Source organism: Flavobacterium sp. 9AF (assembly GCF_902506265.1).
GTDB lineage: Bacteria > Bacteroidota > Bacteroidia > Flavobacteriales > Flavobacteriaceae > Flavobacterium.
In genome coordinates, this window is sequence record NZ_LR733556.1 from 1,766,682 (window position 1) to 1,781,854 (window position 15,173).

Annotated in this window: 8 protein-coding genes and 2 tRNA genes; 3 read left to right on the forward strand and 7 right to left on the reverse strand. The window is 31.4% G+C overall.

The genetic code is table 11. The annotated features are described in order from the left end of the window. Window positions 1-4 precede the first annotated feature (4 nt). The 3 genes from rseP to HALO113_RS08150 all read left to right on the forward strand — a co-directional run bounded on the left by rseP (window position 5) and on the right by HALO113_RS08150 (window position 1,588). The gene (gene rseP / locus HALO113_RS08140; RefSeq protein WP_159778554.1) at window positions 5-1,330 is read left to right on the forward strand and encodes an RIP metalloprotease RseP; all 1,326 of its coding nucleotides are present in this window, start codon (window positions 5-7) and stop codon (window positions 1,328-1,330) included. Between the two features lie 72 nt (window positions 1,331-1,402). Further along, a tRNA-Asn gene (locus HALO113_RS08145) sits at window positions 1,403-1,476 on the forward strand. Between the two features lie 38 nt (window positions 1,477-1,514). Beyond that, window positions 1,515-1,588, forward strand: a tRNA-Asn gene (locus HALO113_RS08150). Between the two features lie 51 nt (window positions 1,589-1,639). On the opposite strand, the gene HALO113_RS08155 is transcribed toward HALO113_RS08150, so the two are convergent. From HALO113_RS08155 to HALO113_RS08185, 7 genes are all read right to left on the reverse strand, one after another. Next, window positions 1,640-2,944, reverse strand: coding sequence for an ATP-binding protein (locus HALO113_RS08155; protein WP_159778555.1), 1,305 nt, complete (start codon window positions 2,942-2,944; stop codon window positions 1,640-1,642). 90 nt (window positions 2,945-3,034) lie between these two features. Beyond that, window positions 3,035-3,616 (reverse strand): hypothetical protein, encoded by a 582-nt coding sequence (locus HALO113_RS08160; RefSeq protein WP_159778556.1) that lies wholly within the window; start codon window positions 3,614-3,616, stop codon window positions 3,035-3,037. 78 nt (window positions 3,617-3,694) lie between these two features. After that, complete coding sequence (locus tag HALO113_RS08165) at window positions 3,695-8,176, reverse strand: DUF4157 domain-containing protein (RefSeq protein ID WP_159778557.1); 4,482 nt, start codon at window positions 8,174-8,176, stop codon at window positions 3,695-3,697. A 19-nt stretch (window positions 8,177-8,195) separates the two neighbouring features. After that, window positions 8,196-8,750, reverse strand: a complete 555-nt coding sequence (locus tag HALO113_RS08170) for an SMI1/KNR4 family protein (protein ID WP_159778558.1) — start codon at window positions 8,748-8,750, stop codon at window positions 8,196-8,198. Between the two features lie 11 nt (window positions 8,751-8,761). Further along, complete coding sequence (locus tag HALO113_RS08175; RefSeq protein ID WP_159778559.1) at window positions 8,762-12,802, reverse strand: DUF4157 domain-containing protein; 4,041 nt, start codon at window positions 12,800-12,802, stop codon at window positions 8,762-8,764. Between the two features lie 11 nt (window positions 12,803-12,813). Beyond that, complete coding sequence (locus tag HALO113_RS08180) at window positions 12,814-13,509, reverse strand: DUF4157 domain-containing protein (protein WP_159778560.1); 696 nt, start codon at window positions 13,507-13,509, stop codon at window positions 12,814-12,816. Window positions 13,510-13,521: 12 nt separating this feature from the next. Continuing rightward, window positions 13,522-15,042 (reverse strand): contractile injection system tape measure protein, encoded by a 1,521-nt coding sequence (locus HALO113_RS08185; RefSeq protein WP_159778561.1) that lies wholly within the window; start codon window positions 15,040-15,042, stop codon window positions 13,522-13,524. Between the last annotated feature and the right edge of the window lie 131 nt (window positions 15,043-15,173).

Below are 15,173 nucleotides of genomic sequence, written 5' to 3' on the forward strand. Positions count from 1 at the left end.
ACGCATGATTCAAGTAGCTCAAATTCTATTTATACTTTCCGTATTAGTTATTCTTCATGAATTTGGTCATTATATTACAGCTAAAATGTTCAAAGTTAGAGTTGAAAAATTCTACCTATTTATGGATGCTGGTTTTTCCTTATTAAAAAAGAAAATAGGTGAGACAGAATGGGGTATTGGTTGGTTACCCTTAGGTGGCTATGTGAAACTATCCGGTATGATTGACGAAAGCATGGATACGGAACAAATGAAACAAGAACCTCAACCTTGGGAATTTCGTTCTAAACCGGCTTGGCAGAGGTTAATTATCATGTTAGGAGGAATTATTGTTAATATTCTTTTGGCTTGGCTAATTTATACTGTAATGTACACTACTGTTGGTAAAAAATATGTTTCAACTGAAGTTTTACAAAGAAATGGACTTCAATTTGGTGAAGTTGGAAAAAGTGTAGGTTTTCAAAATGGAGATAAATTTATTTCAGTGGATGGAAAGTTTCAAGAAAACTTTACTAGGATGACTATGGATGTTTTGTTTAGTAATGAGATCAAAGTGAATAGAAATGGGGAAACAGTTACTTTAAATCTTAGTGATGAACAGATAGGAGAAATAATAAGTAAAGAGGGTAAAAATTTTGTATATGCCAGATCTATTGGAACCAAAGTAGATTCAATTGTTCCTAAATCTTTAGCAGAAAAAGCGGGCTTAAAAGTAGGCGATTCTATTCTATCTATTAATAATAAGAAAATTAATTATTTTGACGAATTTGCTACTGAATTAGGAAAAAACAAAAATGGCTCCGTAAATATAACTGTGTTAAGAAATCAAAAAATAGATACTTTAAAAGCAAATGTGAGTAAGGAAGGTTCATTAGGTTTTCTTGTAAAACAACACACCAATGATGATTTTTTAATTGAACAAAAAATGAGTTTAGGTCAAGCATTCCCTGAAGCAGTTAAAGAATCTTGGGCGCTACTTATTTATAATGTAAAGAGTTTAAAATTAATAGTTAGACCAAAAACAGGAGCGTATAAACAAGTGCAAAGTCCAATTGGAATTGCTAGACGCTTACCTGATACTTGGAATTGGGAATTTATATGGAATTTTACTGCTTTATTTTCTATTGGATTAGCCTTTATGAATTTGTTACCAATACCAGGTTTAGATGGTGGACATGCCCTTTTTACCATTGCAGAAATGATTACAGGTAAAACTTTAAGCGATAAAGCTGCAGGTTATGTTCAGACTGCAGGAATGGTTATTTTACTGACATTAATGGCTTTAACCTTTGGAAAAGACATTATTCAACTTGTAATTGATAAATTTTTCTAATATTTTTTACAAAATAGTTTGTGTAAATAAAATTTCACGTTATATTTGCACTCGCAAAAAAGGTTAACACCTTCCTCCTTAGCTCAGTTGGTTAGAGCATCTGACTGTTAATCAGAGGGTCCTTGGTTCGAGCCCAAGAGGGGGAGCAACTTTTTTGCAAACATATTATAACCTATATGGTTATTCCTCCTTAGCTCAGCTGGTTAGAGCATCTGACTGTTAATCAGAGGGTCCTTGGTTCGAGCCCAAGAGGGGGAGCAAAAAAAGCCTAACAAATGTTAGGCTTTTTTATTATAACAAAATTAAGATTTAGATCATTTTCCCTTCTTTTAAATATTCTTTTTTTATTCCTTGTATTAAATGTTCTAACTGAATGTTTTCATTCTTTTCTTCAATCGTTTTCAAACATGCATATTGTATGATATTTACAATATTTGCTCCTGTAATATCATATTTTTTTGATAGTTCTTTAATACAGACTTCTTTTGACATTTTTATACCTTTAGGTAAGTTGTTTTCCCAAAGTTGTATTCTTTCATTATATAAAGGCATTTCAAATTCTATAATTGATTGAAAACGCCTTGTAAAAGCACTATCAATATTACTTTTAAAATTTGAGGCTAAAATAACTAATCCTGGATGATTTTCTATTCGTTGTAAAAGGTATGACACTTCTTGATTAGCATATTTATCATGAGCATCTCTTACATTGGTTCTTTTCCCAAAAATAGCATCTGCTTCATCAAAAAATAAAATCCAATCTTTATTAATGGCTTTATCAAACAATGCGGATAAATTTTTCTCTGTCTCTCCAATATATTTTGAAATAATCATAGACAAATCTATCCTGTAGACATCTCTTCCAGTATATTTACCAAGTAAAGAAGCTGTAAGTGTTTTACCAGTTCCAGGAGCTCCATAAAACATTACTCTATAACCTGGTTTAATTTTACTTTTCATATTCCAATCATGCAACAAAATATCATTAAATTGTAGCCAAGTTTCTATTTCTTTTATTTGTTTTAAAGTATTTGCATTAAGAATTAAATCTTCCCACTCTAAATCAGTTTCTATTAATTTAGCTGGAAAATTACTACTCAATTGCGGTTTTAAAATTTTACCCGATAAACTAATTTCTACATATTCTTCATCTAAAATAAGCAATCCACTCATTTTAGGTTCTCCATGAGGCACATCATCTAATTTAACAATATTGTTTTTAAATAAAACTGAATAATTATGGATATAATTATAAAATGAAAGACGTTCATCTATGTCGTTTCCAGCAATTAAAAATTGTAGTGTTTCCCCAGTGGGAAGAATTCCTCTGTGATTTTTTGATTTTATACCCCCAAATTCTGGCAATTCTCCTCCATTTGGTAAATATTCAGCCATTATACTACTTAGAAAATTGGGTTGAATATGTGGAACTAATGCCAATGCTAAAATTAAAATATCAGTTTCCGATAATTCAAATTGTTGTATTAACTGATGTAATGGACTAATAGATGAGCCTGCTTTAAAAGAAGGTTGTTCTATAGGCTGCTCAACCAAAAAAACCTTATTCAGTTGGTAAACAAATTGATTTTTTAAAAAGTGAAGTGTATTTTTCATTAGTATATTACTTATATTTTATAAACCTATCTGTAAATTCATAAAAAATATCTTAAAATTGAAGAACGCTCAATCATGTTGAATTTTTATTTAATTTAATTTTAAAAAATCCATTAATTGATTACTCAATTTTATTTGCTCATTTATAGACTTAATTAAATCTTTTGCTTTATATTCAATATCTTCAATTTCTGAAATATGTCCTATTAAGGTTTCTTTCCAATTTCCCAAATTATTAGCTTTTATAAATTCATATAATTCTTTTTGTTGATCAATATCTTTAAAATAATTGGGAGAATTTTTTAATGGAAAATAAGTATTAAAAGGCAGTGGCAAAACCCCTAAAGAAGAGAAAAGAATCGTATCTAACTTTGGTTTAAAAATAAAAAAGAGTGCCTCACTCTGAGTGCATGTCCTTAATAGTCCAAATTTACCATCCGTTAATCTAACTATTAATTCCTCTAATTGAGGTAAAATATGATTTAATAATCCAAAACTATTAAAATCTTCATTTAGTATAAAAGGTAAATTATCAAATACTAAAATAACTTTATCCAATCTAGGCTTCCAACTGGGAGGATTACTTAAAAAATCACTAATTTTCATAGCACTTTTAGGCAAGAAATCATCATTATCTTCATCTTCGTAATTATATATATAAAATGTCATCATTGCTTATTTATTATAAGATTTAAAATTTCTGTTTTATTATTAAAACTGGAAAGTAAACTTAAAAATTACTCCATTAATCTACAAACTTTGCCATAAAGATACTGCTCCTTTCATAATTTTTCCTTCAATTTGAATACCTAAACTTCCTTGCGTATAAAAAGATAAGACCCCTCTTACTGAGTCAAGACTAACCCAAACTTGATGACCCGCTACTATTGTTCCTTTTTGAACGTCACCTCTATTCAAAGTAAGTATTAAATTTTCAAGATCAGTTGAGTTCAAAATAGATCTAGCCAAGTTCTCTAAGTCAGTTATAGTTGTGCCTAGATCAAACATACTTACTCTAGATTCTATAGCAGCAAAAGAGTTTACAAAGAAATGTTTCCATGTATGTCCACTAGCAATATGAGCAATATCAGCATTTTCAATTGTCACAGTAACTGTTGTTCCATCAGCAATTGTAAATACCTTTTGTCCAACTTGACCTGTTCCTGCTACACTTCTTGCTGGAACATTTAAATTACCTGCACCTAAACACTCTCTTGCCAGATATTCTCCATATCTTAAACCGTCATACCATTTGGTCATTCCAGCTGTAGAACTTGAAGATACTTTGTCAAAAAATTGAATTATTTTATCAACCTTAGTAAAGTTATTTCTGAGACAAGCTTCCATAAAATCAAAAATAAATGTTGATCCCGAGGCTGCTTTAGATAAACCTGCAGTTATTGCTCTATCTACAATTCTTTTCACTTTAGCAAAATCACCAAAATGATTGATATATCTTAATAATTTATCAATGTCTTGAATTTCATCTAAAACTAATATCAAATCATCAACTACTCCGCCTGCCTTTGTTAATAGATCCTTAAATTTAGCTACAGTTAAATTTTGATAAAATAATATTTTTTCCAGTTTGGGTATTGTCATACCCGCTTCGTCTAAAAGTTTTACAAAATCATCAAGCTCTGTACCTAATGCTTCTAATTTTGGTAAAGCTGCATTTATATCTGCTAATCCTTCTAAGAACGGAACTAATTTATCTAACTTAGTACTACTACTCAATATCGTAACAAGTTTATTTGCATCAGTTACATTTGCAAACAATGATAACAATCGATCAGTATCTGCAAAAGCATCAAAAACTTTCACTAAATCATCTAACTCAGTTACTTTATCAAACAAAGCAACAATCTTATTAACATCTGTAGCTTCTTCTACAATTCGTAACATAGTTGCAAAATCGGTTGCTTTTGTCGTAATTCTTAGTAATGCTGCTGTATCATTTGATATTTCAAGTAAACCAATCAATCTTCCTAAATTTGCTGCACCCACTCGCTCCATAGCGATTACCATCTTATCAAGATTTGCTTGTGCGCCAACTAATAAATCTACAACTCTTGCAAAATCATCGCCAGAGCTTTCAAGAACCAATATCAATTTTGCTAGTTGTCTAGTTTTAGTAAGAATTCCTATTAAATTTTCTACTTTACCAATCTGAATGCCTCTTTCAATAATTGTTAAAATTTTACCAATATCTGAAGCATTAACTAAAATTTTGAGTAAATCATCTGCCTTTTCAACGGCTAATAACACATTAATTATTCTTTCTAAATCATCAGCAGAACTTAACAATTTGATTAGTGCTTCAACATCTTGAATTTTATCCATCACTTGCAATAATTTTTCAAGATTCGCTATACTATCTATAAGCGCTACAAATGCCCTTACATTTTTTACTCTTGCTACAATTCTTATGAATCTTGACCAGCTACCTACTCTTGCTACAATCTCTGCTATTCTACCTATACGAGGTATCCAGCCCATTAATCTTGCATATACCCCAGTACCAATAAGAGCAAAAGCAATTTCAAATAACGCTCTACCAAATAATCTTCCTCTTTCATAAGGAGATAATCCCTCTGTAGTGATTGCTTTGTAAATAAAATAAATAGCAGCTAAAACACCTACTACTATTCCTATAACAAGCAGTACCTTTAATATAACTGCAAATGCAACTCCAACTACAAAAACCAAAAACAGAATAACTAAAACCACCACTAAAATGATTATCCAAAAAATAAGCGTTCCCATAGCGTCCCATAATGCAGACAATAAACTAGTAAAGCCTTCTACAAATCCTCTCGCCATTCCAGAGATAAAATCAGTTACATCATCCCACCAAGAACGGTCACGATTAAATTCCTCATCAAGATTAGATGTAAATTGACTTAAAATTTCTGTTTGCTGAAGTAATCCATTACTAACCGTCTCACGCATATTTGCAATATCGGTAGTCAATTGACTATTCCATTTGGTTTCACTTTCGTCAATTTTTTCTTGCAAACCTGCATCAAGAGAATCTGCTACTGTTTTTGTTTGGGTTGAAGATTCTTTAGCTGTATCATCAATTGTTTTTACAGTATCTGTTTTTAGCTTAGTAACAGACGTATCATACCCATTAGCAGTCTCAGCCAAAGCAGTATTAATATTGTTTTGAGTAGCAACAAAATCATCTTTAAATTGAGTAGATATATCTGTTACTTTCTTTATAACATCTTTTATATATACATCCACATCTTTATGGTGTTCATCTATAGCTTTACCTAAATCTGTTTGAGCTTCAGCTACTTCTTCATTATACCAATAAATTTCACCAATATCATTCTTGAATTGATCAATTTCCTGTAAAGTTGTAGTTTCGCTTTGATTTACTTTTTCGAGAACTATTCTTAAAACATCATTTAATTCTGTATCTGATTTTGTAGGTAAAGTTTCAAGTATAATAATCTGTGAACTTACATTGGTTTCTAATTCTGTTTTTAAATTCTTAGTCTCTTGATCCAATGCAGTAAGTGCTTCTTTTGCCGAATCAGATACAGCTGTAATTGTTTCGTCACGTTTTTGATTTATGGCATCAATTGCTTCTTGCTTTTTATCTCCAAAATTTGAAGCTATATTTGAAGCATCGTCTCTATAGTTTTGAGCTAATTTTTCGGAATGACTAATAATCTCTGAAGAAATAATATCTCCAGACTCTTGAATTTTTGACACTGTTTCAGGCTTACTTTCCCAAGCTGCTTCAATAATATCATTTACATTATCCCTTCCTCGGTATTGACCCTGCTTTTGCAAAATAATTGCATCCACATTTTTAATATTTTGAGATGTTACTTTTAAGGCTTCTGTTGATTGATCATTACCTGTAGTAATTACATTTTGTGCTTTATCTTCTGCAACTTTAGTAATAAGATCTGTTTTTGTAACTATTACCTCATCAACTCTCAATAATTCGGAAACAGCTAAGTCTTTAGCATTTTGAATTTCGGTATCTCTTTTTAATGTAATTGCATTCTTTGATAAATCATAAGAAGTATTAATTTTTTCTAAAGCAACTCTTTTAGTCTCTTTTAGTCTAGTTATTTCGTTAGTAATTGTTTCTTTATTTTTTCTTTTTTCCTCATTAATTCCGTCTGTAAGCTCTTTCTTTTTATTTTTGAAATATTCTATTGAAGCCTGCTTTTTCTCATCTACATAGGCTAAAAATTGCTGATATGTTTCAAAACCACCTCCACCTTCAGTAGTAACAGTATTTGTCGAAGTTGTATCAGTAGCTGAAGTTTCAACAATTGATGTATCATTTGCAGTTGATTGATTATCTTCACTAATCATTTCTGGAGTAGTTGATTGATTAACCTCAGTATTTTCCGTATTTGAAACAGAGGTTGAACTACTTGCATTAACACTCTGATTAGTAGTCTGATTAGACGAATTGTTTGTATCTAAGTTGGTTTGATTTACAATTGTACTATCAGAATTATTACTTAAATCTCCAGCATCAGAATTTTGATCCTCTGGTTGCGAACTGGTATTTGTAGTATCATTTTCGACATCAGGAGTTTCATTGTTAGTTGTTGTTTCAAGTGTTGAGTTATTTGTTTCTGTTTCAGGAGAAGATGTAGTTTCCTCGTCTTGTTTTTGAATAGCTGGTTTGCTAGCACCTTGTTGTACCGTATGGGTTAATTCATGTGCTAAAAGATGTTTTCCTTCTTGTGAATTAGGGTTATATTTTCCTTCATTAAAATAAATATTATTTCCATTAGCAAAAGCTTGTGACCCTAATTCTTGATTCATCTGAACAGCTGTAGCATCGGTGTGGATTTTTACGTTACTAAAATCGGTACCAAATCCAGATTCCATTTCTTTTTTAGTGATATTAGATAGCGTTGAACCACCATGCTGGCTACTTTTTAGTTTCGATTCTAATGCAGGAGTGGGTTTTTCATTCCCTTCTTTGGTTTGAATAGTTTCGTTGTTTTCTTCTTGCTTTTGTATTTCAGAAAGGGGTTTCTTTTGAATAATTGGAGCAGGAGCAAAAAAATTGTCAGCTTTATTATTATTTTGTTTATTTGTAACTACTTGATCAGCAACTCTATCTGCTTCAGCCTCATATTTATCATTTGACTTACCTATACTCAACTTTGCTTGAACACCAAAGAAATCCTCACTGCTTTTTTGCGGTGTTTGCGGTGATTTTGATTTTTGTGAGAATAGGGTCATTTTTTGATAATTAATTATTTTATTTAGACGATTGAAAGGAAAGTGGATTAAAAGTACAACCTTTGATATCTCCTAAATTAATAATTTTTGATTCAATTGATTTATTTAAAATGTTGAGTAAGAATTCAGAAAAAGACATATTATATTCTTCAATTAATAGTTGGCGACTATCAAATATTAAAATATTGTAATGTTTTTGTTTGTTTTTATTTATTTTCCAATATAATGTATCGCCATTATCAGTGAATGCAAAAGGCATTATTCCCGTCCCTTCAGAAAAGAGTTTATGTGGATATTTTTTTTCAGTTATATCTTCGAAAACTATGAAAGCTTTTCTCTTTTCTTCTAAAAAATGTAATATATTAAATCTTGATTTATTTGAAAATGGATTAAGAATCCAAATTAATTCAGCCAAACAGCCCGTACCATAATAGTCAATATATTTTTTATAATCTAATGGAAGATTTATCTTGTTGTTTTTTTCAAAAGATTCCCATTTTTCTTTGTTATTTTTATGCTCCACTAACAAACCAAATAACTCGATTTTTGCTTTCAATTTTTCAAACTCATTCATACTCTTTTATTTTAAACATTTAAAACTGTTACTCCAATAGAAAGTCCCATGTTCCCTGTAGCTGTTATTGTAATACTTGTAGGTACAGGATTGGTACCAGTATAATTTGGTACAACAGTATAATCGACAGCTTCACCATTGTCTATAGCATTTCTGACTAAAGTTTCATATGCTTTCATGCCTGGATCGTTTGCTTGCGGAAATAATGGTACAATGTTTCTTCTAGATCCTTCACCACCAAATTGAGCACCTAAAAGATGTCCTCTCTCATGAGTTCCTGAAATAAAACCAATAGGAGTAGCTCTAGACCCATTATTTGCTGTAGGACTTCCTTCCATTTTTGCGTTTACCCCCATTGCTTTACCTCCAGAAATTGGATAATATGTTATAACATACGGCCCAGCTGCATCTGTCCATCCTCTAAAACTGGAAGTAATTCCACTTTTAGCAACGTATGTATCTTCTCTTTTACCATATACAACACCATCAGTACCTCTTGCAAATACCATTTTTGTCCCTTGTACAATATCGTATCTCTGAAAATCTGCACTAATTATTTTTATTCCATTGTGGAGCCTGATAGCCTGTCCTGCAGTTAACAATGGACCAGTTAAAGCTGTTGGTGGAGTCTTAGGAATACTTTTCGTAGACATTTGGACATAATTATAATCCCAAGTCTCACCTCCATCAGTGACAGAAGAAATATTTATAACTGAAGCATGATCGGTATTTACTTTGTTTTTAATTGCTTGAGCTTCATCAGCCGTAATTTCTCCTTCATCTTTTTCTTTTTCACTTTCCGAATCAATTTCAGCTAAAGCTCCAGCAATTGGTCCAGAAGCCGTTGCCGATTCAGGCTCTCCTCTACCCATAATTCTATCTAACAACGCCATTCCTCTATCAACCGCTTGATTCACTAACCAAGTTAATGCTTGATCTATCATTTCTCTAACTGCTCCAATGATTTCTGCTATTCTAGCTCCAATGCCAGACAATCCCACTTGGTTTGCCAAGAAACCAATAACCACAGGCATCGCTTGCCCCATAGTTCTTTCTAAATAATCTGCAGCAGTAGTAACATTACCTCTAGCTAAATCGGCTACTCCATTTACAAAAGAATTGACTACATCTAGCATTTCTCGCAAATACTTAATAAAGCTTTGGATCGCATTAAAAAAGGCCATCGCACCATTAATAACTGCCATGATGCCTGTTGGATCTAACATACTAATCAATCTGGCTGTAATTCTATTAACAATACGTTCCATGACAAAATTTTTAACTGCATCTAAAACCGTATTCCATAAATTACTTAATTGTTCTTGTATTTTATCCCAAACCGCAGCCATACCTCTTTCTTGGACATCTTTTATAAATGTCCATATTCCTTCTAGTGTATTTATCATTCCTCTAATTCGTGCCACTCTTTCAGGACCAATTCTTGGATGCTCTGCTAGTTTTTCCCAAATCTTCTCCATTGAAATACCTAGGACATCTAATACCCAACTAATTACTCCTTGTAACGAAAAATCAGTAAGTTCTGGAATTCCTGCATCTCTTAATTCACTCATTAACCAACCTGTAACACCTCCAATTAAATGGGTTACTATATGATCAAAGAATTGTACAAATCCTTGTTTTAATGCTCTTAGTATATTCTTCAAGAAACCTATTGGATCCTTCTTAATATCTTCAATTGCTTCAAAAGCTCTAGTAATGATATTGCCAATAAGATCAAAAGGGAAATTCATGATTTCTAAAATAGCAACAATTACTATTCTAATTATTTCAGCCATAAAAGCAATTAATCTTCCTATAGGTTCTCCGAATTTTTCAATAATTCGTAGGAAAGCATCAATTGGATGGATAAGATCATCAATAGTCATAGAATCCCAAATATCTGTAAATAATTGGATAATTGAAGCTGGGGTCATATTCAGTGTAGCAACAGCAGCTTCTATTTCTCCTACTATTCTAGCTATAGCACCAGATTGTTCCATTTGGGCATATTGTTCTTCACCACCATCCATCAGACTCATAAAACCTCGAATTAGATTTGGCACTGTTCTAGGAACAACTTCTTGAGTAAAAGGATCTTTTCCTATAATAACTTTAACCAAAGAATAGCCTCTAACACCTGCTGCTTGTTCAGAAAGCCAACTTAATAGTGATCCTTTAACCAGTTCTAATACTTTTAAAGCAACTCCTGAAGCAAAATCCCAAACCCTTTGTAAAAACCCACCTGCTTGCGTTACTAGATGGGTCAGATTTTCAGAAATATTTACAAGATTTGCAGGTTGGATTGCATCCCAAGCCATGTTAATTAATCCTCTCAGTTCTCCTAATAAAGAAGTAAAAGCACCCACTTGTGTATCGAGCCAATCGGCAGTTTCTTGAAGTGTGCCTTTTTCCTTCATCTGATCCAACTCGGTCTGCTTGTCTATTAGAATTAGGAAATCTTCTAGTATTTCAACAGTGGTTGCATTTACCTCTTCGTCTCGTAAAGGATCATATTTAATTATTTTTTTAATTAATGACCATGCTTTATTTTCTTCTAATAAAGGTTCAGCAACATCTATTAAAGCTTCTTTAATCCATGTAATTACTTGATCTACAGTTGCACTTACAAAAGAAGTAATTCGATCGACTAAATCTTCAAATTTTTCAGTAATTAAATCTATTATATCTGTATAAGGGAAAGAAACTTCATCCCAAACTTCTTCAACTAAATCTAAAATACTATCTATGGTTAATCCCACTTCACTTAATTTTCCTTCTACCCAATCGAAAACCTGTTGTAAAATACCATACTCTTGTAACTTATCAAAAATAGCCGTGCCAAAAGGAATCAATCCCATTAATCCTTCAATAAGATTGATAGGAGTTCTTTCCACATCAACTTGTCTCAGAGGATCATAGGCAATAATTACAGTAAATAGCGTATAACCTGGAATATGTCTCGCTTGATTAATAATCCAATCTGGCACATAATCTAAAAAGGAACCTTGAATCATTTCGGGTGCATCAGAAATTTCTGGTTTCATTCTTACTGAAGCACCTTGTTGGATTGTATGTGTTAATTCGTGAGCCAACAAATGTTTTCCATTGGTAGATGATGGATTATATTTACCTTCATTAAAATAAATATTATTCCCAGTTGCAAATGCTTGTGAACCTAGTTGCTGATTCATTTTAGTCGCATTCGCATCGTTATGAATTCTAACGTTACTAAAATCGGCTCCAAATCCTGATTCCATTTCCCTTTTTGTATTTTGAGGCAATGGAGAACCGCAACCTTTACTAGTATTTATACCCGTTTCTACGTCTGTAATATTATTTGTATTTGTATCACCTGATGCGCTCATTTGCAAACTACTCTCTTCTTCTGTAGTTTGAGACTCTTCTTCTTTTTTTTGTTGTACTTCTTCTTCAGGTTTTGATTGAATTATTGGTTTTGAAACAATTGGAAGTTTTGGAGTTGAAGCATTTTCAATTTTACTAGTTTCTACTTTTTGCTGTGGTATTTCTTTTTTTGATTGAATCTCTGTTATTGAAGATTCTGTTTCATTTTTAGGCGTTATTTCAGTTGTCTGTTCTGTTTTTTTCTGAACTTCTTCTTCAGGTTTATTTTGAATAAGTGGTTTTGAAGAGGCAAAAATTTCGCTTGTTTTTGTTTCTTCATTTTTTGGTTTATCTAATTTATTTTGAAGCGTTTCTTCTTTTTCTAATTGTACTACAGGAGAAATAACATCAACAAGTGGTTTTTGTTGAATTTCTTGCTGATTTTCTTCTAATTTTTGAATTCCGTTCGTTTCTTTTTTCTGAACTAAAGGAGAAGGGGTAAAAAAACTCTCCTGTTTATTCTTTGTGTTTTGATTTTGGCTTTTTTCAACAATTTTATCGGCTGTTCTATCTGCTTCTACCTCATATTTATCATTTGATTTTCCAATTGCAAGTTTTGCTTGAACCCCAAAAAAAGTCTCATTACTACTCTTTGTACTAAAAGTAGTATTTTTGGGTTTTGCATTACTTTTTGTTGAAAAAGCACTCATAAATGGTGAGTTTATATATTATTTTTTGATACAGCTCCTTGTTGAATAGTATGTGTTAATTCATGTGCTAAAAGTTCTTTTCCCGATTTTGATGTTGGGTTGTATTTTCCTTTATTAAAATAAATATCCTTACCGTTTGTAAATGCCAAAGCACCCATTTCCTGACAAAGTGCGATAGCATCAGTATCTGTATGAATTCTCACTTCACTAAAATCGGCTTGAAAAGCAGCATTCATTTCCATTAAAACAGACTTGTTCATGGCATATCCTCCCCCTTTCGTGTTTTTTAGTTTGGTTTGTGTACTTGGCTGAACACTACTACTTTTTTTTTGAACCGTTTCTTCTTTCTCGTCTGTCTTTTTTTGAACCTCTTGTTCTTCCTCTTTCTTTTGAACCGTTTCTTCTTCCCCTTCTTTTTTTTGTACTTTTTCTTCTTCCTTTTTTTGAATAGGCTCCTCTTCTTTCATGTCTTTCTTTTGTACTTGCGAAATAGCATCAGAAATAGGCTTTTGTTGCACCTCTTCTTCTTTAGCTTGAAGCATACCACCACTTTTAGTAGAATGGGCTACCACTTTACTCGCTACTTGATCTGCTTCAACCTCAAATTTATCTCCTGGTGTTCCTGTTTTTATCTTTTTTTGAATTTTTGGATCAAAAAAAGTAGCTGAAGCATGTCCTTCTCTTTTTCTTTTTTCAAATGATCTCATACTTTCTTGTTTTTACCATTCGGTGTAAATTAATTTTTCCAACCAAGGAATTTTTATAATACTTATATTCCAAGGGAGGCGTTCTAATAATATATCTTGTGTTTTTCTTTCGATAAAAATCTTGGGATTACTATCTTGAAAATCTATTTTTCCTTCTCTTTGCAAGAATTCATTTCTTAATATAGCTATAGAGGAACTCTTTAAAGCTGTCCAGTGATTTAAAACGGCCGCTAGCATTTTTTCTGCTTCTTCTTTAATCTGTAAAGGAATAGCTACTTCTCGTTTTATTGGAAAATCCATTGGCAAACCGCATAAAAACTTTTCAAATAACATATTATATTCATAGTCATTTTCTTGTTCTGTGGCCAAATAATGTAACAGATGTACAGCTAGTTCTTTATTTGTTATTGCCTTATTATTTTCGTCTAGAAGCTGGCAATTTTTGAAAAAATCTTTGAAAAAAGGGTGTAACAAGATTAAACCAGCATTTTGGATATAACTATTTTCTTCTTCATATGCTTCCTCTAATGAGTATTCTATTTTATTAATTAAATTATCTTCTTTTTGAGATTTCTTTCCTTCTTGTTCGCTTATTAAATCTTCTTCTTCCAATGGATTAATTTCATTGGCAGCTTTCAATAAAGTCATTCTTTCTGAAGGGGAAAAAGAAATTATTTTTTCCAGTTCTTTTATGTAAGTTAAGAAAGACTCTTTTTTACTTTTAAATAATGCTTCATTTGTAATATAAAAAGAGATAAGGTTATCTAACTTTTGTAAAGTAAAATAAGAGAATAAGGCTTCCCATAAAGATTTTTTCACAGTGAAATTGGCATGAGTAAACATTTTTATTAATAACTCACTTTTATTAATAACTTTCTTATAATCAATAGTTTTTGAGTTATTAAAAACGCTTATCAATAAAATAATTTGTTCATTAGTAAATTGATAAATAAGCCTTTGTTGTACCTTTTTTTGAATGAGAATTGCTTTAAATGGAGTTATAAAATCTTTGTTTTTTATTATTTCTTGGATATTTTCTTCATCAAAAAAAGCTGTCTTTTTTAATTTATTTTGAACTTCATGAAAACACCACCAAGGTAATTTTCCATTTTGCAAAAAATATAATAAGGTATTGCTTTTTTTATCGGAAAGGGATAAAATAGATGTAGGGATGAATCCTTTAGTTTCGTCTTTGGATTTAAAAAAATCTTTCTTTTTAGTTTGTTGTAGAATAGCTTCAATCTTTTGTCGAATCTGATTTTCTATCTCTCCTTTATAAGTTTCATTGTTTAAAGTAAAGTTGGAAATAGTTTTTGAATCAATAGTATTATTTGAAATCGTTAATGTTAAATTATCTATTTGTAAAACAACCTCATCAGGCACTGAAAGCCGATTTAATTCCTGTTCTATTAAGGCTAATAATTCATTTTCGACAAACATAGTCGCATTATTTTTTAGTCTATTAGCCACTTTCATAGAGTTTGTGTCTATTTCTAAAAAAACTTTTTCGATTATATGTTTATTTTTATTCATTTTATTTGGTTTGTATGTTTTTTTTTGTATATTTGAATCAGCCTTTCGAGGAATACTGGGTTTTGTGTTCTGTTTATTTTGTTGTTGTTATCTTGAGTGTATTTTCACTTTAGTTTTCGATTTCGATTTAC